Genomic DNA, 22,428 nt, shown 5'->3' on the forward strand with positions numbered 1-22,428 from the left:
ATGTAGGTTTTATATTTCAGGCAGAACTACGGCAGTCTGTTTAACATGACAGTCATCAGAGACTCCAGCAACATCGCAGTGAGCGACGGTACGGCAACCGTGAAGGGTTGGGTCCAGGATATTAGGAATCTAGGAGGTATCTCCTTCCTTACACTCAGGGACAGGTATGGGACCATTCAGATCACCATGCCCAAGAAGAAGATGGACCCACTACTTTTTGAAAGTATAACAAAACTCTCTAGAGAATCGGTCATTGCCGTCACAGGAGAGGTAAAGGAGAGCAATCAGACCGTTTTGGGTCTAGAGTTGATACCCAGTTCATTCCAACTTTATTCTGAGGCGGCTGTTCCACTTCCAATGGGAGTGGTAGATAAGGTAAATGTCGAGATGGACACGCGTTTGAACAACAGGTTCATGGATCTGAGGAAGCCAGAGATAAAGGCCATCTTCGAATTGAGATCTATGATGACCGCCCTTATCAATGAGGCAATGCAAAAATTTGGATTCACTTGTGTAAGTACTCCGAAGATAGTGGCATCTGGTGCTGAGGGAGGTGCTACTTTATTCAATGTGGATTATTTTGGAAAGCCCGCATACCTGGCACAGAGTCCTCAGCTATACAAGCAGATCCTCATGTCCACAGGACTTGACAGAATATATGAGCTGGGTCCAGCTTTCCGTGCGGAGCATTCCAACACCAATCGTCATGTGACCGAATTCATATCATTCGACGGAGAGATGTCTTGGATCGAGAGAGAGGAGGATGTGATGGCCATGATCGAGAAGATATTGGATTATGTCCTCAAAGGATTGAAAGAAGTGGGCAAGAAACAGCTTGCCATACTTGGAAAGGACATCAATGTTCCAGCTCTTCCTTATCCTGTACTTACATATTCTGAATGCCTTAAAATGGTACAGGATTCCGGTATGCATCTGAAAGAAGGTGACGACCTAGGGACAGAAGGAGAAAAGGTCGTAGGGGACATAATGGCCGAAAAGGGATACGATCTCTATTTCATCGCCGAATATCCAGAAGAGGCAAAACCGTTCTATATTATGGAAAAGGACGGAACATCCTATTCGTTCTCTTTCGATCTCGATTACAAAGGTCAGGAGATCTCTTCCGGAGGTCAGAGAGAGCACAGGTACGACAGACTTGTCGCCAGAATGGAAAAGAAAGGATTGAATCCATCGGATTTCGATTTCTATCTTGATGCGTTCAAATACGGTATCCCTCCGCATGGCGGATGGGGCATTGGATTGGATAGGCTCATCGTGAAGATGTTGGACCTTCCCAATGTGAGAGAAGCGATATTGTTCCCAAGGGACATGAGCAGACTTTCTCCCTGAAACATATCCTCTCCCTCTTTTCAGGGAGGGGATAATACATTCGGTCATTTTCGGTCTACCCCATGATTCGTTTTAATATACTCAGTCAATCCATTGAATCATGGCGGCATCGGGAGACATCTACGAGAGGGAATTAAAGTATCTTCTCACCGGAGACCAAAAGACCATTGCCAAGATGGTAAAGACTTGCAATCCAATAGAGCATGAAGCATACAGCATCATGATGTCAGATCCATTCATGGTTGTAAGGGCTGCAGGTTCATTAGGTGTAGACCTTGTTGCACTCAGATGGGATTTTTCATTTCCAATCGAGGTAAAGAGTTCTGGCGAGGACGTGATGCATTTCAGTCGGAATCCCAGATTGGGAGAGCAGGCCCAGAAGATGCGCAACGATTGTGCTTCGTGTCATGTGATACCCATTTATGCCTACAGGTTGAAAAGTATAAGAGGCGACCCGTGGAGGATCTTTACAATTCCTTCTGATACCAGGCTCAAGGGCCGCAGTGCGTTGCTGAAGAGAAGGATCCCCGAGTTCGAGATCACATCCAACGGTAATTTTATAATGCGGTGGGAGGAGGGGATGAAGCTGAGCGATTTCCTCTCATACATGAACATGAGTGAGTTTGATAAGGAGTGAGACGACCGTCAGTACTCATAGGGATCATCATAAATCAGCCGAAAGTTATCTTCATTCGGTCAAGTCTCGTACATTAATCGGGACCTTGCATAAAAGACTGGCGTTCGACTCAGTTTCCGTTTATATATAATATATAGAAAACCTCGTGCGTGGCTTAGCTAAATATATAACCAAGTACGGAATTCGAAATACCATGTCATGGAAGCAAGTCGACGAAAATTTTTGGAAGGATAACCGTGCATCAAAAGTTGATTCGGTTATCGATACCGTTCAGGAGATCATTGATCAGGTCAAGAGAGATGGTGACAAGGCACTTATAGACCTGACGAAGAAGTTCGACAAGATCGATATCAAGTCCATCGTTGTCACCAGAGATGAGGTCGATGAGGCCTATGATGAGGTAAATCAAGACCTCGTAGATGAGCTTGAAGAGGCAGCATATCGTATCCAACGCTTCCATGAGATGCAGGTGCCCCCGGACCTATGGACACGCGAGATCGAACCAGGCATAACATTGGGTGTCAAGAGCACACCTCTTTCCAGGGTCGGCTGTTATATTCCAGGAGGAAGGGCATCGTATCCGTCCACAGCATTGATGTGCATCATTCCGGCACGTGTGGCGGGAGTGGATGAGATCGTTTGTTGTACTCCTGCACCTATCAACCCTATCACACTTGTCGCTCTCGACATAGCAGGTGTTGACGAGATATACAAGATCGGGGGGGCACAGGCTATCGCCGCCATGGCATTAGGGACAGAATCAATTGAGCCGGTCCAGAAGATCGTAGGTCCTGGTAACGTATATGTTACCGCGGCAAAGACCATTCTGAGGAAGAATGTAGAGATAGATTTCCCTGCAGGTCCAAGTGAGATCGGCGTTCTTGCCGATTCATCCGCAGTACCTGCATTTGTGGCATCCGATCTGATCGCTCAGGCCGAGCACGACCCATCATCCGCATGTCTCATGATAACCAATGACAAAGGTCTTCCAGAAAAGGTCTGGAAGGAGATGGAATTGATGATATCTGCGGCTCCAAGGAAGAACATAATCGAGAAGGCCCTCAACAATTCAGGATATATCGTGGTTGAGGATATGGATCTGGGGATAGAGATAATGAACACCATTGCGCCCGAGCATCTTTCGATACAGACCAGGGATACCTTCGACACTCTTTCCAAGGTGACAAACGCTGGTTCGATATTCATCGGGCCGTATACTCCGGTTGCAGCAGGCGATTATGCCTCAGGAACTAACCATGTATTGCCCACGGCCGGACACGCGGCCACATCATCAGGACTTAATGTTGCACATTTCCGCAAGACATCTACCGTGCAGATCTTGACTAAGCAGGGTCTTTCGATTCTCGCCCCTACGATAGAGGCCATCGCCACGGCGGAAGGTCTGAATGCGCACTGCGAGTCAGTAAAGATCAGGAAATCTGAAGAGTGAAGTTACATGACAGATCCAATCGATCTCTATGACCATTCATTGTACATAAACAGGGAATTATCCTGGTTGGAGTTTAATAGACGTTGTCTTCTTGAGGCAGAGGATAAGACCAATCCGACACTGGAGAGAGTCAAGTTCTTGGCCATAGCATATGGTAACATGGATGAGTTCTTCATGATACGCATCCCCGGCATGATATCGAGGGAGATAATGGATTCTTTGACCTATGTGGGACCAGACTCTTACGAGAATCATGATGAATTCGTAAAAGACGTCAACAAGAAGGTCGAATCTCTCGTAGAAGGTTATGATTCCTGTTGGAACGATCTGAGTGTTGATCTTTCAGAAAAGAACATCCGCATCAGGACAATTGAATCTCTTAACAAGATACAGAGAAGTTGGATAGATGATTACTACAAAAAGAGGGTGCACGCCCTTCTGACGCCCTTAGCGTTGGATGTTTCGCACCCATTCCCTTTCATTTCAAACAATTCTCTTAACCTGGCCGTGAAGATAAAGAAGAATGAGAATGAGTATCTGTATGCAAGGGTAAAGGTGCCTACAAGCATACTTCCCAGATTCGTTAAGATACCCTCTGATAAGACCGGGGTCGACTTCGTACTTCTGGAGAATATCCTTAAGGCGAACATCGGACTGCTTTTTCCAGGAAGCGACATCGTAGGGATATACAACTTTAGGGTCACCAGGAATGCGGATGTCAAGGTAACGATAGATGAGGCTTGCGATCTGATGTCCGCAGTAGAGACATCATTGGATTCCCGTGATATGGGATTCCCGGTCAGGATGATGGTCGAAGAGGATATGCCTCAGGAGATGATCGATCTTTTTGGCCGTAATCTTAAACTTTCAAATTATCAGATACACAAGGTATCCGTCGGGGGTATGTTGCTTACAGACCTATGGGAAGTGGCAGGTCTGAACTATCCCAAATTAAAAGAGAAGCCATTCTTACCGTTCTGTCCGCCCGAATTCGGAGAGGATGCATGTATATTCAACACCATCAGGGAAAGGGATTGGATCCTGTTCCACCCGTACGAATCTTTTGATGCCGTCATACATCTTCTGAACGAGGCTGCCGACGATCCCAAGGTCCAGAGCATTAAGATATGCTTGTATAGAATCGGAAAGGATCCGTCCATGATCCGCGCGTTGATGAGGGCGAAGGAAAAGGGGAAAGCAGTCTCCGTTCTAATGGAATTACGTGCGAAGTTCGATGAAACGAACAATATACATCTCGCAAAGGAATTGGAGAAGATGGGGGTGCACGTGGTCTATGGTCCGGTCGAACTGAAGGTCCATTCCAAGCTTCTGCAGATCATAAGGCTCGAAGGAGAGCATCTGATCAGATACACTCATCTAAGTTCCGGAAATTATAACTCCAGCACAGCCAAGCAATATGGCGACATTTCATTCTTCACTGCGAATCAGGTGATAGGACAGGATGTCGGGGAACTCTTCAACGCTCTCACTGGATTCTTCGGGCCGAGGGATTATTCGCATCTTCTTGTGGCACCGCTTACACTCAAGAGCGAGCTGCTTCGCAAGATAAGACGTGAGGCGGACAACCAGCGTGCAGGGAACAAGGGATATGTCGTCCTCAAGGCCAACGGTCTTGTGGATTCTGATATCATTGCTGAACTGTACAGGGCATCACAGGCAGGCGTTAAGATCGAACTTATAATAAGGGGTCTGTGTTGTTTGCGTCCCGGTATTCCCGGTGTGTCTGAGAACATTCGTGTGACAAGTGTCGTTGACATGTTCCTCGAGCATTCAAGGATCTACTATTTTGAGAATGGCGGCGATCCTGAGATGTACATGGGCTCTTCGGACATGATGCCCCGTAATCTCATTGCAAGGGTGGAAGTGCTATTCCCTGTCCTGGACAAGGAGATGATGGTGAACATCAGGGAAAACATTCTGAATGTGCATCTCAACGATAATGTGAAAGCAAAGGTACTGAACTCCTCCGGTGAGTATTTGCCTGTTGTCAGAAAGAGCAGGGCAAAGAAACTCCGCTCGCAGAAATGGTTCATCGAGAACAGGGGTGTTTGGCATGGGAAGCATTGACGGCGAGGTTGTCGGTTTCATCGATGTCGGTACAAATTCTGTGCATGTCCTAGTGGTGAAATATTATGAAGGATCGATGGGAACCACGATCTTCCAGGATAAAGAGGTCATACGTTTAGGACAGAGTCTCTATTCCAATGGTTATATTGACAAGGAGACGATAGAGAAGGCGCGTTTGGTCATAAACAACTTTGCAGAGACCGCCAGGAACATGGGTGCCGATAAGGTAATTGCCATGGCGACATGCGCTGCCAGAGAAGCGAACAATAAGAAAGAGCTTTTGGATGCGATAAGATCGGACGGGGTCGATGTCAGCATTATTCCAGGGTATGAGGAGGCCAGGCTCATACGTCTCGGACTTTTCGGTCCGGTCGCTCCCAAGGAGAACACATTAGCAATCGATATAGGGGGTGGCAGCACCGAGATAATACTCTGTCGCGAGAAAGAGGACGTTTACCTGGATAGTCTCAGCGTGGGTGCTGTAAGATTCGCATACGGTTGCGGCATATCACCAAATAAAGCTCTCACATTTGCAGAGTACGATCATCTGAGAAGAGAGGTCGATCTCAGATCGAATCATACATGCAGAAAGGTCAACGAGTACGGGTTTTTACGTGCATATGGTTCGTCGGGCACAATGATCGCACTGGCGGAGATGTGTGCTGCCAAGAGAGGAGACAATGATTCCTCTTACATGATGTACTATGAGCTGGTCGCTCTTATGAAAGAATTGTACACCAAGGATGTGAAAGGCAGATGCACCGTTGTAGGAATGAACCCTTCCAGGGCAGACATAATTGTTGCCGGTGGGGCCATAGCTGAAGAATTGATGTATCTCCTTAACATAGATCGCATAGAGATAAGTTTGAACGGTCTGAAACAGGGGATGCAGATAGATTATCTCATGAAATTTGGGAATTCCGATTTCAATGTTAGGGAATCTTCAGTAAGAGGATTGGCGGGTAGATGTCAATACGATAAACAACACGCCGATATTGTCCGTAAGAATGCATTGTTCCTTTTCGACCGTATGAAAGAACAGGGCGTACACAAAATGGATGGTGAGATGAGGGAGCTCTTGGCCTATTCATCAACTCTTCATGATATCGGTGAGTTCATCAATTATCCGAAACATCAGATCCACACATTCATCATAATAACCAATTCCAATCTTGGTGGATTCACAACAGACGAACTCAAGACAATGGGGTTCATTGCAAGATTCCATCATAAGAAATTCCCTGCAAAAGATGCAAAGGTCTTCGGCGACATGTCACCAAGGCAGATCGCAAATATTCGCGAATGTGCCTTGATGCTGAAGATAGCAGATATACTGGACAGGCGTCACAGTTCTGCCATAGAAGAGATAGATGTCACTTTGGATGGAGACACGCTGATGCTCGAACTTAGATCCGAACTCGATATGAGCATGGAGGCTTGGAAATTGGTCTCTATTGAGCCCGATATCGAGGATGTGTTTGGATTGAAGTTCAAGATAATCAAGTCTTAATGTGAAAGGTGGGACGAGTCACAGAAAGGCATGTTGCTTGATTTTCCGCATCTGCATAGAGCAACACGGTTCCTTATCTCGTATTTCTCTCCATCAGCGGAGATGACAGGTACCTTGCCTTTGACCCATATTGGGCCGATGCCATGAACATCATTGGTAACGGATATCTCCATGTTGAATTCAGGTTCCTGTTTCTCACCTTTTATGATGAGGGTCAGACTGCCTCCAGGGCAGTTGTCGCATTGGCTCCTTGCATCACCCAGATATTTTTCTTTTTTAATGGATTCCTCTATTTTCTTACCAGCGTGACAGAATCCTGCACCAGTGCATAAGATCGGTTTTTCCATTAATTGGACATTTTCGCATCCATTGGTTATTTTGGACGTCTTGTCGTATGGTTCATTCCCTGCGGTTTCTTTTCCATCGAAATGTACAGCTGCATGTGATCCGTCGCAGAATGGCATGGATTTGGATTTTCCGCATCTGCATAATGCATATATCTCATCAGTGGAGTATTTTTTGTCGTTCGTCCAACCTACGGGTTTTCCAAGGGCATCGATCTTCACCGAAATCTCATCTAAAGGAATATTTCCATAGACCATGTAAGGTCCATTCTTCATAATTTTTATATTTCGGTCATCATTCATATCAAATCAGTATCCCATCCTGCTAAGCAATATTTAAACTCTGTTGATGTTTAGCATAGACTAAATCTTGTTTTGTTGTTTTTGATCGTTTTAGCAATATGGTCTAATATTTGGAAGATTGTACGCGTAAATCGTAGATTCATCAAATTAATTCGTAATGGATTTATCATAATTTGGAATAAAGATGCAATAATTACCTAGCTTTTTATATTCAAATAAACATGTCGGAATCATAGCAGGAGTCAACCCCTTGCACATGGTTTCGACCTGTTGATTCCTGCTGAAAATTTCATATCCCAATGTTTTTGAGAGATAATGCGCTATGGGAACATGCATGTCTAAAACTGGTTTCTTTGATGAGATGGCCGCTTATAACAAGGCTCCTACGGAGACGGGACTCTGTTCCATCTGCAAAGGTTCAAGGAAACTATGTGGCAAGGATAGATGTCCTCTGATGATCAAGTTCTATTCTCAGCAGAGGACGATGCCTCTGATCAATGTAAAGGATCTTGCTGGATGCAGTCCTCCTGCGGTCTTTGTAGGAAGATACGGCTATCCGAAGGTCGACATAGGTCCGTTGTTGCCTCCTGAGTTCGGCGATACTTCAATAATGGATAAGCCTGAAAGATGGGTGGGTAAGTCGATAGATGAGATCGTGGACATGAGGTTTAGGTTGGTCCGTGGCAAATATAGGATAGACGCTACTAATTTCAAGACGGCCGGCAGGATAGTGGACAGCATACAGGAATTGGCACTGACGGAGAAGCCTGTTGAGGTGGAAGCGAATTTTAGGCAAAAACCCACCGGAAGAGTGATCTTGGACGATGAGGTTCAGCCGTTCGGTCCATCTGCACGCATGGACGATATGAAGATGGGCAATGGAAGATTCGAAAAGAATCTGGAGAAATCTTATTACGATACGGATCTCAACGCTGTCGGTGCGGTCATCAACGCATACAATGGAGGGACGCTGATCTCCGAGATCCAAAAGGCATTCTCTGTCGGTACCATGGGCATGGACAAGAGGAGACGTTTCGTACCTACTAGGTGGAGCATAACCGCTGTCGATGATATGATTGGCAAGAATCTGCTTAAAACGACCAAGTTTTTTGATACGATCGATGATTTCCGGATATATTATTGGGAACAATTGGACAACAGATGGTGCATCATGATGATGCCGACGACGTGGAGATACGAACTTATTGAGGCATGGTACCCCAATACAACATGGAATCCTACAGGAAGGGACATCGACATCATCTCTGATTGTGAATTCTTCGATGGTCGTTCAGAATATGCGCACATAGGTGGATGCTACTATGCGGCCAGGATGGCGGTCAACGAACTTCTAACCAAGGAGAGACGTACCGCGGGAGTGGTTATAATGAGAGAAGCGCATCCCGGATACGTCATGCCTGTAGGCGTATGGAATGTCAGAGAGAATGTCAGAGCCGCACTCGGTCAGACGACCCCATACCATTTTGATACTCTGAATTCTGCACTTACATACGTCGATAGTGTGATGGACATCAAGCAGAACATGTGGATAAAACATTCAGGCGTCATGAGCGATTATCTTGTTCAAAGGAGGATCGAGGACTATTACTGATCTTTCTGAATATGGGAATGTGGGTGAATGGGACGGCCCGTACAGGATGATCGAGTGTAAACGCGCACTTTCCCCGTCAGGTCTTCCAGGTATCAACTATGCGTTGAATCCTTATGGGGGATGTGAACATGGCTGTGTCTACTGTTATGCACCTGAGGTCCTGCATACTGATTGGAAGGATTGGAGGGTGGTAAAGGTCCGTTCCAATATAGTTGAAAGGCTGGCAGTCGAATTGTCCGGCCTATCGGGAACGATCGGCATCGGCACGGTCACAGATCCATACCAGGGTGCGGAAAGAAGGTTCCTTCTGACGCGGTATTGTTTAGAAGAATTGAAGAGACATGATTTCAGGGTCCATATTCATACTAAATCGGACCTCATATTGCGGGACATCGAATTGATATCGTCAATGAAAGGCGAGGTCGGGATAACGATAACTGGGCTGGACGATAAACGTTCCAAGATGACAGAGCCCGGGGCCCCAATGCCCGATAGAAGACTGAACGCATTGAAACAGCTTACCGATGCGGGTTTGAACACTTATGCTCTGGTAGGGCCTGTGTTGGATCATCTCGAAGGACATGAACGCGAATTTGTCGATGCGATCGTTTCCACAGGAGTTCGCAGAGCAGTTATAGATTCACTTAACATGAGGCCGCAGTTGGGAGAACGCCTACAAAGAATGAATATCAGAGGTTCTGATAAGGCAAAGGATACGATTCGTCAGATGTTCCGTGAATCTGGTCTCAAGGTCGAAAACGTTTTCTGATCAGCTCTTGCTGTATAACCTAAGCCAGGCTTGAGCGGCATATATCCTCTTGCGCATTTTGATAAGTTCTCTTTTATCTACTTTTAGGGCATTCTTTCTCTTCCAAATGTATGAGGACTCCCATTTCATTTTTAGAACAGAAGATAGTTTTTCTACACTTGAAAGGTACGCATCCGTAAAATCATTGTATGCCATGCATATGGCGCAACCGTCCTCCACTCTGGAAACAGCATCTTTAAGCTCATCCCATGTGTTTTTTGTTGCTTCGTATGGTATGCATCCTACACGCTGAAAGAAGTCGTTCGCATCGTTGGCATATTTTGCCTTGGAATTACGAAAATTATCACCATATCTTGTAAAGCGGACCTGCATGGATTCTTTGATCCTTTGTATGTCCGAGGCTTCTTTGATATTTTCGGTGTTGAGTTCCTCTACAATGCAATGTAGTGTTTCTTCAACATCACGGTCCGTATAAGTGTTGTCAAAATTAAATGACCTGATCCATATCAGGTTGTTTTTGACCTTTGAACCGCAATAAACACAGAAGCCTTCCTTCCATTGCTCTTCTAGTTTTACTTGTCCGCCACATTTAGGGCATTTATGTACTACTAGTGTCAACTCTTCACCACTTCAGGGTATGATTTATAGACCTATTAAAGGTAGCGGACCTAAAATAGTACTTATTTTGTCATTTATTTTGTTTCTTGCCTTTCTGACGTCGCTTTTCTTCTTAGACTTGTCGTCTGCGTATTAATACTTGAAATCCAGTTTTGTGTTCGAACTCATCATTTATTATCATATCTGTAGTACTTGTAACAATATTGTGTCTGGGTCTCCCTTAAGTTAAAACATTTTGTTGCTCAAGTCGTGTTGTTATGCAAATAGATTAATATAGAAGAACAAAATTACTGTAACTAATCATTTAGGAGGAAAGAATCCTATGTACGGAAATTCAAACCAACCAATCATAGTACTCAGAGAGGGTACAGAGAGAACAAAGGACAAGGAGGCCCAGTACAATAACATCGCGGCCGCCAAAGCCGTTGCTGATGCAGTCAGGTCAACATTGGGACCCAAAGGTATGGACAAAATGCTAGTCAACACAATTGGAGATGTCGTCATCACCAATGACGGTGTGACGATCTTGAAAGAGATCGACGTTCAGCACCCTGCGGCAAAGATGGTTGTCGAGGTAGCAAAGACACAGGATACAGAGTGTGGAGACGGAACAACAACCGCGGTCATACTCGCAGGTGAGCTTCTCAAACAGTCCGAGGAACTTATCAATGCCAATGTCCACCCAACTGTCATAACCAATGGATATAACATGGCTGCAGTAAAGGCCAACGAGATCCTTAACAGTATTGCGATCGATGCGACAAAGGACGAGATCCTTAAGAAAGTGGCCTCAACTTCACTGACCGGAAAATCCGTCGGAGAGGAAGAGGAAAAACTTGCAGAGATCGTTGTAAAAGCATGCAAAGCTGTTGCAGAGGATGGAAAAGTAGATACTAAGAACATCCGCGTCCAGAAAAAGGTCGGCGGTGTCATCGGCGATACATACATGATCCAGGGAGTAGTCATTGACAAAGAATGTGTACATTCCCGCATGCCCAAGAAAGTAGAGAAGGCAAAGATCGCACTGTTCGAATGTTCTTTGGAAGTAAAGAAAACAGAGTTCGATGCACAGATCCAGATCACAGATCCTACAAAGATGTCCTCTTTCCTTGCAGAGGAAGAGAACTCCATGAAAGCTATTGTTGACAGCATAAAGAAGGCTGGCGCAAATGTGGTCTTCTGCTCCAAAGGAGTGGACGAACTCGTTCAGCACTACATGGCAAAGGCAGGCATCCTTGGATACAGGAGATGCAAACAGAGTGACCTCGAAGCAATCTCGAAGGCAACTGGAGCCAACATTGTCGGTGGAGCGATGGAGCTCACCAAAGAGGATCTTGGAATCGCAGGCTGCGTTGAAGAGAAACTCGTTGGAGAGGACGGAATGGCATTCATCACCGGATGCAAGAACCCCAAGGCGATCACAATTTTCGCCCGTGGTGGAACAGAACATGTCCTCGAAGAGGTTGAGAGGGCCCTTAACGATGCTATCCGCACTGTCGGTGTAACTATCGAAGACGGTAAAGTCGTTGCTGGCGCAGGCGCACCCGAGATAGAGCTTGCACAGAGGCTCAGGGAGTACGCTTCATCCGTAGGCGGAAGGGAGCAGCTCGCCATCGAGAAGTTCTCAAAGGCCATGGAGATAATCCCCTGGACACTTGCAGAGAATGCTGGTATCGATCCAATCGACAGCATAATCAAGCTGAAGAACGCTCACGACAAGAAGAAGGACGGAAAGTACTTCGGACTCGATCTCGATACCGGAGAGGCAGTAGACATGTACAAGGCAAATGTCATCGAGCCCCTCAGGGTCAAGACACAGGCGATCAGCTCTGCAAACGAGGTCGCGAACATGATCCTTAGGATCGATGATGTCATCGCATCCCGCAGGTCTGCTCCCCCCCAGGGTGCAGGCGGAATGCCTCAGGGAATGCCACCTGGAATGATGTAAACCTTATAAGATCACGGGGGGTCATCCCCCCATTTTATTTTTTATTCCCAAGTCTATTATACTACACATTATGATGGGCTGTCATGGATGCGAGAATTAGCTGTTGCGGTATAGACTGTTCTCAATGTGAGAACTATCCGGATAGCTGTAAGGGCTGTAGCATTCAGAAAGGCCATGTTTACTGGACGGTGAATGTGTCTTTGAATGTGTGTCCGATATACGGCTGTTGCAGACAAAAGAAACAAATGGACCATTGTGGACTTTGCAAGCAAGTACCTTGTAACATCTGGAAAGAGATGAAGGACCCATCATGGACCGATGAGCAGCATCAGGAAAGTATAGATCAGAGGCTAGTTTCGCTAAAAAAACTCTGAAAATAACAAATTTTACGTGGATTTACGTTATTTGTTAATCTCATACCTAAATTTTTAAACATGTAGGATAATACGAGTGATGGATGGGAATCCGATGAGGGCAGCACTCTACGTGAGGGTGTCGACCGAAGACCAGGCGACCGAAGGTTTTTCACTCGACGCTCAGACAAAGAGATTGAAAGCATATTGCAGTGTGCGTGGTTGGGAGATCGCGGACATATACCGTGATGAGGGTTATTCAGGTCGCAAGACCGATCGTCCGGAATATCAACGTATGATGAGGGAATCCGATGGATGGGATGTCCTTTTGGTCCTAAAGATGGACAGGATACACCGTAACAGTGTGAATTTTACGTTCATGATGGACGATCTTCGTAAAAAGGGCAAGGAATTCAATTCCGTCCAGGAGAAGTTCGACACTACTACCGCCATGGGCAGATTTGTAATGGATATCATGCAAAGAATCGCCCAGTTAGAGAGTGAGCAGATCGGGGAGAGAGTGAAGATCGGAATGACCCGTAAGGCACAGTGCGGAACTGGCAATATGGGGTCCGGGCACCCGTTTGGCTATGTGTATAGTAAGGGAAGTCTCCTTATCATAGAGAATGAGGCAGAGGTCGTCAGGGAGATCTATTCCATGTACAAGAAAGGACAGTCGATGGCATCCATCGCCGACGATCTGAATAATAGGATGGTGCCTGCGAAGCGTAGTGGAAAGTGGAACAAGCAATCAATTTGTAAGATCTTACACAATCCATTATACACAGGATACATAGAATGGGACGGTATTGTTCGTAAAGGTGATCATGAGGCCATCCTCGATCGGGATTCTTACGAGGTCATCAATGGACCATTAAAGGTGTGAGATGAGAGCTGCCATTTATGTAAGGGTCTCCACCGAGGAACAGGCCCTAGAAGGATATTCTCTTGATGCTCAGACCTCTATACTGAAAGATTATTGCATCTCAGAGGATTGGGAGATCGAGAGCATATATTGTGATGATGGTTACTCTGGGACTAATGTAAAACGTCCTGCATATCAGAGGATGATGTCCGAATTCGATAAGTGGGACGTGATCCTCGTTCTAAAGATGGACAGGATACATAGGAACAGTCGTAATTTCATGAATATGATGGACGAACTTAACAAGCAGGATAAGAAGTTCGTATCATGCATGGAATCATTGGACACGACGAATGCTTTAGGAAGATTCGTTGTGGATATGATACAGAGGTTGGCACAATTGGAGAGTGAACAGATAGGGGAAAGGACATATATGGGTATGAAGGAGAAGGCAGAGACACTTCATAATTCTCCGGATGTCAATAAGACCCTAGGATTCAATCCGCCTTATGGTTACGATATGGTCGACGGCATACTATTTTCGGTACCTGAAGAGATCGAGGTTGTTGGCAGCATATTCCACTCGTATTCTGAAGGAAGCACTTTGGACAAGATTTCATTCGATCTTAACAGGAATGGAACATTGACAAGACATGGGAATCCATGGAACACATATAACCTTAGGAACATATTGCACAATCCCATATATGCTGGGTATATGAGATGGGATGATATTTTGATAAGGCATTTCACTCAAATTGCAGTAAATCCTCAAGAATATAATTGTGTACAAAGGTTGATGGCATCAAAAGTACAAGACCCAAAAAGGAGAAATGTGGAATTAATTCCTGAAGATGAATTCTGGTAATTTTGACTCAGTACTCGCGTTTGTATTTAAAACTAGTGTCCACTTTGATATATCCAGTATGGTACAATTATTAACGTCCAGAAGTAAAAAATATTACTGCACCATATGTCATTGAAGATCTATCCATCCAACGATTAATATATATATTGTTGAACGACAATCCTATGCCGAGGGTTATACCTCATTGGAGGAAAAAACATGGTAGAATGTCAAAAATGTCTGGACCCAACGGCGTTCGGACTTTTCTTGGTTGCAGTGGTGTCATTGCCGCTCGCGATCTTACAGCTCAAAAATGAAGGAGTTCCTACAGCAGCGTTCTTCGAGGTCTTAGGAATTTTGATCATTATTGTAGCCCTGCTCGCTTACAGATCTGACAGTAATTTTGGATTCATAGTATTTGGTTTGGTAGGTGCGGCAGTCGCCCTTACTGGATTCGGAATGGGCGAATGGGAGAACATCACTTTCGGTGTCGTCTTCATTCTCGCGATCATCTGGTCTGTGCTCATTAAGACATACAAGGCATTGTCCCTCATATTGGTGACAACTGCATTGATTTTCTTGACAGTCGGACTCTCAACCATCATCGGTGGAGACTACTGGCACTGGATCATCGGTATCGTCGCACTCTTCAACTTCCTGTTCAACATATACCTTTCCTATGCACTCGCATTGGAAGGAAAGATCCCAACCTACTGATCGGGATGTGTTGAAAAAGTTGTCAAACCATTTACATAATTCCTTTTCTTTTCACAATGTTTAATAATATCATATTCTTAACCGTGCATTAATGAGAAAAGAACGCAAGATCAAGTTGATGGCGTGGTTCATGGTGATCATCATGATAGCGGTCATCTTCGTGGTAGCTGCCGCATGGATAGCCGAGAACCTCTGATGTCCGGTCATATATTTCGATGAGCTATGCATCAACTGATGTCAGTTCATCGGGAGAAATACTCTCTTCCAGCATCCATTATCTTTATGAATTCTGAGGAGTCGTTATCTATAGATGCATTCTTGATATCTTTTACAGCTTTAGAGAAATCATCCCAAAGTTTATCGCGGAATGCATTCGAGTGTTGTATCTCGTAGTACAGTTTGGGGTCCTCAAGGGCCACCGATTCATTGGTCTCCATGTTCTTACGGAATGTCGTCGAGGCCACGGTGCACATATCCTGGTAACTGATGCCGCTTCTGTCGAGAACTGTGAAGAATGCTATATTCACAGCATGGCTTAGTCCTAACACGTATGACATGTATCTGTCATGGTCGTCGATGTCCATCGTGCGTATGTCCCCGCCCTTGTTCTTGAAAAGTTCCCGTGCCTCGATGACAGCATCGGCATTTCTGCAGTCACATATTATTAGGTTCCTTCCGTACATAGATCTGGCGGAAGGTCCGAACATCGGATGTAGCGAACATACTTTCTTTCTTTTTGCCATGTTCTTGAGTGTCTTCGAGATGGGTGTCTTGAGTGATGTAAGGTCGAAGATCAGGGCATCATCACGGCACAGGCCGTTCAATTGTTCCAAGACCCCTTCTGTGACGTCTATGGGGATGGAGACGATGATCACATCTGATGAGGATGCATCTTCGATCGTGAGGCCATTGTGGAGGGAGGGGTCTATTAGTTTGATGGTATGTCCATCCGAACTCAGAGTGTTTGCCATCCACATCCCCATCTTTCCGCCGCCTCCGATAATGGAGATCTCTTTTTTGATAGAATTGTGAGGTGTTACGAGGGATTCTCTATCGACGGCCTCCTGTATGAGCGCTCTTGCGATTTTTTCGAGGGTATCGGGAGATATACCGCTGCTCTCGGATGCATCCCTGTATCTTTTCACGACCTTTTCTTCTACGGTCACGTTCCTTATCGGGAGGCCGTCCTCTATCTTCTTGCGCCCTACCTGTTCAGCCAGGTCGGTTCTTCTCGAAATGAGGTCTATGATCTCCATGTCCGTACGCAAGATCTCTTCTCTGAGCAGTTCTAGGTCCATCTATCTCCCTCGATTGTCCTTAAGCATTCATCTTTCTTATTGTTTGAGATGTTTTACCGCTTCTTCGACGGTCGCTTCGTGAAGTACGATATCTGAAATCGCGCTCATAATGCCTTTGACGTCCTTGTGCTGGAATATGTTCCTTCCTATGGATACACCGTGTCCGCCTGCCTCGAGTGAGTCGTGGACCATGTTGAGGAGATCAAGATCTGAATTGATCTTAGGCCCGCCAGCTATCACTACAGGGACCATTGCCCCTTTAACGACCTTTCTGAAGGAGTCTATATCACCGGTGTAACTGCATTTCACTATGTCTGCACCTAGTTCTGTGGCCACCCTTGCAGCATGAGCTACTGCAACTGGGTCAAATGAATTCTTGATCGTGGGACCGCGTGGGTATGCCATCGCAATAAGGGGCATTCCCCATTCCGTGCATTGTCCAGAGACCATGCCTAGGTCTTTGATCATCTGAGGTTCGTTCTCTGCACCGACGTTTATGTGCATCGATACTGCATCGGCACCTAGCTTCAGTGCTTCTTCCACTGTTGCGACGAGTACTTTGTTGGTGGAATTCACACCTATATCTGTTGAGGCTGAGAGGTGCAGAATGAGGCCCACATCGTTTCCCGATGTCCTGTGTCCTTGTGGAACTATTCCTTTGTGCATTAGGACGGCAGTGGCACCTCCTTCGACGACATCGCTGACCGTCTGTTTCATGTCGATCAGGCCCGGTATGGGTCCGATGCTGATGCCGTGGTCCATTGGCACAATGACCGCATTCCCGCTTTCCCTGTCGATTATTCTTTCAATTCTGATGTTCTTTCCAGACATCCTATCACCGTGTCACGTGTTAGCACGGAACATGTATATATAATTTATTGTAAATATTCCATTATTATGCACAATGTTACCAAATATAATGAGACAAATTGAAAAATGATAATTTTTTGTTAGGATAATATCCATTGACATTCACAATAAGCATCATAGGCAAATCCAAGTCACATCTTGATTTTTAATAATGGAAATGAGACGATCACATCATGTGGACAGGAACATAAAATAAATACTGGGGACAAAGCAATATGGGCCCATGGCAGAGGAGAAGCTGTTCACACGCAATTTCATGATATTGATAATCATGGGATTCTGTTTCAGTTTCGCTTTCCTTTCGATCTACATATGCATGGCAGATTATGTGGACGACATCTTCGGTGGTAACGCCACTTGGGGAGGGGTTGCCGCCTGCATTTTCGTTCTGGGAGCATTTCTCTCACGTATCTTTATTGCAAGATATATCGACGTCATAGGAAGAAAAAGATCCCTTTTCATCTCGATCGTAATGATGATAATTGCAAACATCCTTTACTTCTTTGTCCCGGATTTCCTATCATTGTGTCTTTTGAGGATATTTAATGGATTTTTCTACGGTTTCGGTATGTTGGCCATCAATAGCATGGTGGCTATGTTCGTACCTGCTTCCCGCCGCAGCGAAGGTATCGGATATTACATGCTGTCCTACACTCTCGCCTCAGCGATAGGGCCGTATCTGAGCATGCAATTTTTGCATAATGGCGGATACGACTCAATATTTTTGATGACTACGGTGGTAATAATGATCCCAATACTGATGGTTGGATTCTTGAAGGTCGACCGCAGAATTATCACCGCAGAGGAACGTGAGCGTATCCATGAGTTGAAGATCGACAATCTCATTGAGAGATCTGCTTTGAGGATATCTTTGGTGGTCATGGTCTTCTTCTTTGCGTATTCCAGTGTCTTAACGTTCGTTTCTCAGTACGGTGACAGCATCGGATTGGTAGCCGCGACGTCGTGTTTCTTCTTGGTGATCGCAGCATCTACGTTCATATCTAGAGTTTTCGTAGGTAAGTTGGCCGATATGCACGGGGAGAATGTAGTTCTGATCCCATGTTTCATAATGTTCATCGTCGCCTTGGTGATACTGAGCTATGCAGATTCTGCTTTGATGCTGTTGGTGGCAGCATTCATGATCGGGTTCGGTGTAGCTCTGGTGAACTCTGTTGGACAATCGATAGTCATACGTCAGTCGAGACCGGACAGATATCCGATATGCATGTCAACATTCCAGATATTCATGGACATGTCCAGCGGGTTCGGGCCGTTCGTGTTCGGTACGCTGATAGTGCTCTACGGCTTCCATGACACATACTTGATAGCTGCAGGGTTGGGAGTTATCTCGTTGATATTGTACATGTATCTGCACGGGTTCAAGATGATGAAGAAAGAAAGCAATTGTTGATAACACGACGTCGCGGCTACCAATCCGATGCTGTCGTTCAAGATGATGAAGAAAGAAAGCAATTGTTGATCCCAAACAGGCTCTTTATGATCTGTTGCATCTTCCTGTATTTAGGTATATAGCAAGATATAGAGTACATATTATATGTCGAATAATCTTAAAATCTTGCGATCTAATAAATTACTTACGTTTTAATGAAATATAAACGGAAGCGGCCATATGGAAAAGAAAAAATCGATAATAGTTGTATCCGTCATTGCAATCTTGGCGATCGCGACCGTTGCTTCTGTAGCCATATTATCAAATGATGACAGTAATGATGAGACATCAGGATTGACTGGGATGTACATATACGTGGCACGGGGAACGTATGAGGTCGAACCTATGGGATATACGACAATCATGGGGTATACAGGTTCATGGGAACTGACCTTGGATAACGGGAGCGTTGTAGATAATGAATACAGCCTAAATACAACCACGAACACATCCTATACAAATGTGGACCTGGGTACAACGCAGCCCGTTCCCGATCATCCTGATGGATATGTGGATCCGATACCGGAAATGAACGAATTGCTTGACGGTGCGGAGTACATAGGTTATCTGGTCATCGAGACCACCTACTATGGTTCTGTCGGGACATCTGTTTACAAGATCGACGATAAGACCTATTATGCCGACGATTCAGGGATAGTTTACAGGATGGTGGTCGTCAACGACAAATTTACAGATACCGAGATCCAGGTCGTTTATGAATTGATATCGATAGCTGATTGAAGTTGGTGTTCGCAGTATTATCTCTAAGTGATTCGTAATATACTCAGATTTTTTTGATAAGGTAGAAAGTGCCAATGTGATAAATATCGGACAATCATAAAATTAAAATTGGGGTGTGACCCCGGAAGCATATTTGAAAATAACAAGTTCATTTCTTTATCATCATTGTGATGACTTTTTTTTCAATCGGTCAAATATACTTTTTTTGTGAGTACTAGTGCAATCTGAACATAGACAATCCTCATCGTGTTCACTAGTACATTTGGGGCAATGACAATCATCATCAGTATCATCATACTTTTCATGATCGTTCAAGCAACTGGAACACTGGCAATCGTCACTATGTTTGTGTTTATTCATTTTCGTCAACTCTCATTTAGGGGTTTGGTTCGAAGACCGAATAATTGCATCGATACATTGTTTACAAGAGGAATAGGCCTTTCAAAACGATATCTATGAATGAAAATCATCATGTTTATTGTTCATTTTTGTCATGTAGGGCACGACTGTCGTTTTTAAAGATATTAATGTATCTGGTGCAATTATTCGATCCACAGGACGGAAGTGTCGACACAATTATTAATAAATTACTATAATGTTATTAATATTTAATTAAATTTACGCAATATGATAATAGCATAAAAAAAATATTAAGGGTTAAAGGCAAGATTTTCCATATTACAAAAAAATATTTTCTTTAATTTTCACCTGGTCTGCAAAATAAAATATTTAAAAATTAGTCGTCAATATTTGTACACATTATTACAAATATCAATTAATTTGTTTGTTAGTTAATAATAATAAGGTAATATATTTATATAAGATAAGAAAGATTTAATAACAAATATGTGGGTATTGTTTTGTTGATAGGAAAGTCAAATCTGTTGGATCAAAAATAATCAAATTTACAACATCGAAAATAGAAAATATTATTGTAATATGAAAGATAATAGCATTCGATAAATGGCTTATACCTAGATACGAGAGAACGCGATAAGTGTACGAGTTGAGAGACAATGAGCATATTGAAACATGGTAAGGATTGTAAATGTCCAAAGTGCACAGGCAAGCATGATGCAGATTGTAAATGCGCAGAGTGTGTAGGTAAGGAAGTTATGCATGGTAAGGACTGCAAATGTCCAAAGTGCACAGGCAAACATGACAAGGCCTGCGAGTGCTCTGAGTGCATGAAAGAGGTCAAACATACGAAGGACTGCAAATGTCCAAAGTGCACAGGCAAACATGACAAGAACTGTCAGTGTTCTGAGTGCGCTGGTGTAGTGGAGCACAAGAAGTGCTGCTGCAGATCTTGAAAGAGCAGGTTGCGGATCATTCAAAGGAGGGGAAGAATCCCTTCCTTTTTCAAATGATGTGACATTTTATTTACGTACATGTCTGCAATTTTTCATATATGGATTCATTCAACAATCGGTATCCAGATCTCGATGTCGCTTTCTCCATTTTCATCCACGGCCTCACAATAGAATGTCATATCGTATGCTACCTTCTCATCACGAATGTGACCCGAATCAGGCAATGATTTTTTGTATATATTCTCAAATGTGGATTCAAGAGGGTCTTTGGACCGCGCTTTAAGTGAGAACACTGCATATTTGTTTGCCGATAGTTCTAATTTCGTCATATCGGCAGGTATATCGTCGAAGGAGGAGACCTCAACCATGGCATAGCTGTCGAATACCCACGGTTTGTCCTGTGGTGATCTTTTTGAATAGTCGTTGACACCTACCAGATAGTTGATGTCCGTTCTGTTCTTGATCTTGTCTTTATTCTTGTTGAGTTTATGCCACATCCGCGGTATCTTAAAGAATCCGTTTTTGGTGTTTACATAATATCCAATAAGTTTCACTTCTTCTCTATCGACGGTCTTTATTTCCATGGTAGCACCCGTAACAATGTTATTTGAATTAGGGGCATGGACGATATTTACAATTTTTGTAATATTGTAGTTTCAATCATCATTAAAATGAATTTACACGGGTCTATATTTTCCAAATATCTAAACACTATAGATCAATATCGCAAGTGATCATATGAAAATAACACATACTCTGAAAATGAGTGAGTATACCATCGGCTCCCAATCATCTGAAGATACATACAGGGTACTGCAGAATAGTTACAACATGAACATTCGGCGGATAAATATCATGACCGTATTTTCCGCATTATTATGTTTCGGACTTGCAATTTTCCTATTGAGTGAAAGTCAGATGATAGGCGCTCATTGGTGTGTTGGAATTGCATTATTGTTGGCACTCATTTCTTGCATATACGGATTCATTGCGATGATACGCACGACAATAATCATACGCTTTGATGGAAGTGGAGATGGAAATGAAAAATGCGATTATAAAGAATTGAATAGAATGATAAATGATAAAAATGATAAGTTATATGAAAACGTGGCCATTCTTTACATTTTGATAATTGCAATTATCGTGTTCATGTTCTTTTCGATAATATTGTAATCGCAAAATACGATGTAGTTGTAATTTATTTATAAAAATAGTACGGATTTTTGCGATCCGTACTTTGATTTTCCTTCATTAACAAATTCATCATAGGTATGACAAATACTGGAAGGATCAAGTCGTTCATCATAAACTACACGAAAGAGATGTTCCAACCTTATGAATA

General features: G+C 44.0%; 21 protein-coding genes. 16 read left to right on the top strand and 5 right to left on the bottom strand.

What is annotated here, in order from left to right:
• Positions 1–45: 45 nt before the first annotated feature.
• From aspS to KRP56_03590, 5 genes are all read left to right on the top strand, one after another.
• Positions 46–1,350 (top strand): aspartate--tRNA(Asn) ligase, encoded by a 1,305-nt coding sequence (aspS, locus tag KRP56_03570; protein UAL08334.1) that lies wholly within the window; start codon positions 46–48, stop codon positions 1,348–1,350.
• A 100-nt stretch (positions 1,351–1,450) separates the two neighbouring features.
• Positions 1,451–1,987 (top strand): Holliday junction resolvase, encoded by a 537-nt coding sequence (locus KRP56_03575; protein ID UAL08335.1) that lies wholly within the window; start codon positions 1,451–1,453, stop codon positions 1,985–1,987.
• 193 nt (positions 1,988–2,180) lie between these two features.
• Positions 2,181–3,437: a histidinol dehydrogenase gene (gene hisD, locus KRP56_03580; protein UAL08336.1), complete on the top strand. Its 1,257-nt coding sequence runs from the start codon at positions 2,181–2,183 to the stop codon at positions 3,435–3,437.
• 6 nt (positions 3,438–3,443) lie between these two features.
• Positions 3,444–5,525, top strand: a complete 2,082-nt coding sequence (gene ppk1 / locus KRP56_03585) for a polyphosphate kinase 1 (protein UAL08337.1) — start codon at positions 3,444–3,446, stop codon at positions 5,523–5,525.
• Entirely contained in the window at positions 5,512–7,035 is a 1,524-nt protein-coding gene (locus KRP56_03590) for a Ppx/GppA family phosphatase (protein ID UAL08338.1), read from the top strand. Before ppk1 ends, KRP56_03590 begins: the two co-directional genes overlap by 14 nt.
• On the opposite strand, the gene KRP56_03595 is transcribed toward KRP56_03590, so the two are convergent.
• Positions 7,032–7,655 carry a CDGSH iron-sulfur domain-containing protein gene (locus KRP56_03595; GenBank protein ID UAL08339.1) on the bottom strand — a complete coding sequence of 208 codons (624 nt, stop codon included), beginning with the start codon at positions 7,653–7,655 and terminating at the stop codon, positions 7,032–7,034. The genes KRP56_03590 and KRP56_03595 overlap by 4 nt on opposite strands.
• Before the next feature lie 388 nt (positions 7,656–8,043).
• On the opposite strand from KRP56_03595, the gene KRP56_03600 reads away from it, so the two are divergent.
• Both KRP56_03600 and KRP56_03605 read left to right on the top strand, forming a co-directional pair.
• Complete coding sequence (locus tag KRP56_03600) at positions 8,044–9,294, top strand: Nre family DNA repair protein (protein ID UAL08448.1); 1,251 nt, start codon at positions 8,044–8,046, stop codon at positions 9,292–9,294.
• Between the two features lie 46 nt (positions 9,295–9,340).
• Positions 9,341–10,063: a radical SAM protein gene (locus KRP56_03605; GenBank protein UAL08449.1), complete on the top strand. Its 723-nt coding sequence runs from the start codon at positions 9,341–9,343 to the stop codon at positions 10,061–10,063.
• Here KRP56_03605 and KRP56_03610 read toward each other — a convergent pair whose 3' ends face one another.
• Positions 10,064–10,681: a hypothetical protein gene (locus KRP56_03610; GenBank protein UAL08340.1), complete on the bottom strand. Its 618-nt coding sequence runs from the start codon at positions 10,679–10,681 to the stop codon at positions 10,064–10,066.
• Positions 10,682–11,003: 322 nt separating this feature from the next.
• Between KRP56_03610 and KRP56_03615 the strand changes: the two genes are divergently transcribed.
• From KRP56_03615 to KRP56_03635, 5 genes are all read left to right on the top strand, one after another.
• A complete protein-coding gene (locus KRP56_03615; protein ID UAL08341.1) occupies positions 11,004–12,629 on the top strand; it encodes a TCP-1/cpn60 chaperonin family protein in 1,626 nt (541 codons plus the stop codon).
• An 83-nt stretch (positions 12,630–12,712) separates the two neighbouring features.
• The gene (locus KRP56_03620; GenBank protein ID UAL08342.1) at positions 12,713–13,003 is read left to right on the top strand and encodes a DUF3795 domain-containing protein; all 291 of its coding nucleotides are present in this window, start codon (positions 12,713–12,715) and stop codon (positions 13,001–13,003) included.
• 94 nt (positions 13,004–13,097) lie between these two features.
• Positions 13,098–13,868 (top strand): recombinase family protein, encoded by a 771-nt coding sequence (locus KRP56_03625; GenBank protein UAL08450.1) that lies wholly within the window; start codon positions 13,098–13,100, stop codon positions 13,866–13,868.
• 1 nt (position 13,869) lies between these two features.
• Positions 13,870–14,715 (top strand): recombinase family protein, encoded by an 846-nt coding sequence (locus KRP56_03630; protein ID UAL08343.1) that lies wholly within the window; start codon positions 13,870–13,872, stop codon positions 14,713–14,715.
• Positions 14,716–14,913: 198 nt separating this feature from the next.
• Complete coding sequence (locus KRP56_03635) at positions 14,914–15,411, top strand: hypothetical protein (GenBank protein ID UAL08344.1); 498 nt, start codon at positions 14,914–14,916, stop codon at positions 15,409–15,411.
• 242 nt (positions 15,412–15,653) lie between these two features.
• Here KRP56_03635 and KRP56_03640 read toward each other — a convergent pair whose 3' ends face one another.
• Both KRP56_03640 and KRP56_03645 read right to left on the bottom strand, forming a co-directional pair.
• The gene (locus KRP56_03640; GenBank protein ID UAL08345.1) at positions 15,654–16,709 is read right to left on the bottom strand and encodes a prephenate dehydrogenase/arogenate dehydrogenase family protein; all 1,056 of its coding nucleotides are present in this window, start codon (positions 16,707–16,709) and stop codon (positions 15,654–15,656) included.
• A 36-nt stretch (positions 16,710–16,745) separates the two neighbouring features.
• A complete protein-coding gene (locus KRP56_03645) occupies positions 16,746–17,540 on the bottom strand; it encodes a 2-amino-3,7-dideoxy-D-threo-hept-6-ulosonate synthase (GenBank protein ID UAL08346.1) in 795 nt (264 codons plus the stop codon).
• Positions 17,541–17,802: 262 nt separating this feature from the next.
• Between KRP56_03645 and KRP56_03650 the strand changes: the two genes are divergently transcribed.
• From KRP56_03650 to KRP56_03660, 3 genes are all read left to right on the top strand, one after another.
• Positions 17,803–18,990, top strand: coding sequence for an MFS transporter (locus tag KRP56_03650; GenBank protein ID UAL08347.1), 1,188 nt, complete (start codon positions 17,803–17,805; stop codon positions 18,988–18,990).
• Between the two features lie 219 nt (positions 18,991–19,209).
• The gene (locus KRP56_03655; GenBank protein ID UAL08348.1) at positions 19,210–19,770 is read left to right on the top strand and encodes a hypothetical protein; all 561 of its coding nucleotides are present in this window, start codon (positions 19,210–19,212) and stop codon (positions 19,768–19,770) included.
• Positions 19,771–20,786: 1,016 nt separating this feature from the next.
• Positions 20,787–21,083, top strand: coding sequence for a hypothetical protein (locus KRP56_03660; GenBank protein ID UAL08349.1), 297 nt, complete (start codon positions 20,787–20,789; stop codon positions 21,081–21,083).
• A gap of 104 nt (positions 21,084–21,187) precedes the next feature.
• Here the strand turns inward: KRP56_03660 and KRP56_03665 are convergent, their stop codons facing one another.
• A complete protein-coding gene (locus tag KRP56_03665; GenBank protein UAL08350.1) occupies positions 21,188–21,667 on the bottom strand; it encodes a GyrI-like domain-containing protein in 480 nt (159 codons plus the stop codon).
• 178 nt (positions 21,668–21,845) lie between these two features.
• On the opposite strand from KRP56_03665, the gene KRP56_03670 reads away from it, so the two are divergent.
• Entirely contained in the window at positions 21,846–22,259 is a 414-nt protein-coding gene (locus KRP56_03670; protein UAL08351.1) for a hypothetical protein, read from the top strand.
• The last annotated feature ends 169 nt before the right edge of the window (positions 22,260–22,428 follow it).

This window comes from Candidatus Methanogranum gryphiswaldense, from assembly GCA_019262145.1.
GTDB lineage: Archaea > Thermoplasmatota > Thermoplasmata > Methanomassiliicoccales > Methanomethylophilaceae > Methanogranum > Methanogranum gryphiswaldense.

Coding starts and splice junctions, on each gene's coding strand:
- aspS (UAL08334.1), top strand. CDS start 46: ATGACAGTCATCAGAGACTCCAGCAACATCGCAGTGAGCGACGGTACG.
- KRP56_03575 (UAL08335.1), top strand. CDS start 1,451: ATGGCGGCATCGGGAGACATCTACGAGAGGGAATTAAAGTATCTTCTC.
- hisD (UAL08336.1), top strand. CDS start 2,181: ATGTCATGGAAGCAAGTCGACGAAAATTTTTGGAAGGATAACCGTGCA.
- ppk1 (UAL08337.1), top strand. CDS start 3,444: ATGACAGATCCAATCGATCTCTATGACCATTCATTGTACATAAACAGG.
- KRP56_03590 (UAL08338.1), top strand. CDS start 5,512: ATGGGAAGCATTGACGGCGAGGTTGTCGGTTTCATCGATGTCGGTACA.
- KRP56_03595 (UAL08339.1), bottom strand. CDS start 7,655: ATGAAGAATGGACCTTACATGGTCTATGGAAATATTCCTTTAGATGAG.
- KRP56_03600 (UAL08448.1), top strand. CDS start 8,044: ATGGCCGCTTATAACAAGGCTCCTACGGAGACGGGACTCTGTTCCATC.
- KRP56_03605 (UAL08449.1), top strand. CDS start 9,341: ATGATCGAGTGTAAACGCGCACTTTCCCCGTCAGGTCTTCCAGGTATC.
- KRP56_03615 (UAL08341.1), top strand. CDS start 11,004: ATGTACGGAAATTCAAACCAACCAATCATAGTACTCAGAGAGGGTACA.
- KRP56_03620 (UAL08342.1), top strand. CDS start 12,713: ATGGATGCGAGAATTAGCTGTTGCGGTATAGACTGTTCTCAATGTGAG.
- KRP56_03625 (UAL08450.1), top strand. CDS start 13,098: ATGAGGGCAGCACTCTACGTGAGGGTGTCGACCGAAGACCAGGCGACC.
- KRP56_03630 (UAL08343.1), top strand. CDS start 13,870: ATGAGAGCTGCCATTTATGTAAGGGTCTCCACCGAGGAACAGGCCCTA.
- KRP56_03635 (UAL08344.1), top strand. CDS start 14,914: ATGGTAGAATGTCAAAAATGTCTGGACCCAACGGCGTTCGGACTTTTC.
- KRP56_03640 (UAL08345.1), bottom strand. CDS start 16,709: ATGGACCTAGAACTGCTCAGAGAAGAGATCTTGCGTACGGACATGGAG.
- KRP56_03645 (UAL08346.1), bottom strand. CDS start 17,540: ATGTCTGGAAAGAACATCAGAATTGAAAGAATAATCGACAGGGAAAGC.
- KRP56_03650 (UAL08347.1), top strand. CDS start 17,803: ATGGCAGAGGAGAAGCTGTTCACACGCAATTTCATGATATTGATAATC.
- KRP56_03655 (UAL08348.1), top strand. CDS start 19,210: ATGGAAAAGAAAAAATCGATAATAGTTGTATCCGTCATTGCAATCTTG.
- KRP56_03660 (UAL08349.1), top strand. CDS start 20,787: ATGAGCATATTGAAACATGGTAAGGATTGTAAATGTCCAAAGTGCACA.
- KRP56_03665 (UAL08350.1), bottom strand. CDS start 21,667: ATGGAAATAAAGACCGTCGATAGAGAAGAAGTGAAACTTATTGGATAT.
- KRP56_03670 (UAL08351.1), top strand. CDS start 21,846: ATGAGTGAGTATACCATCGGCTCCCAATCATCTGAAGATACATACAGG.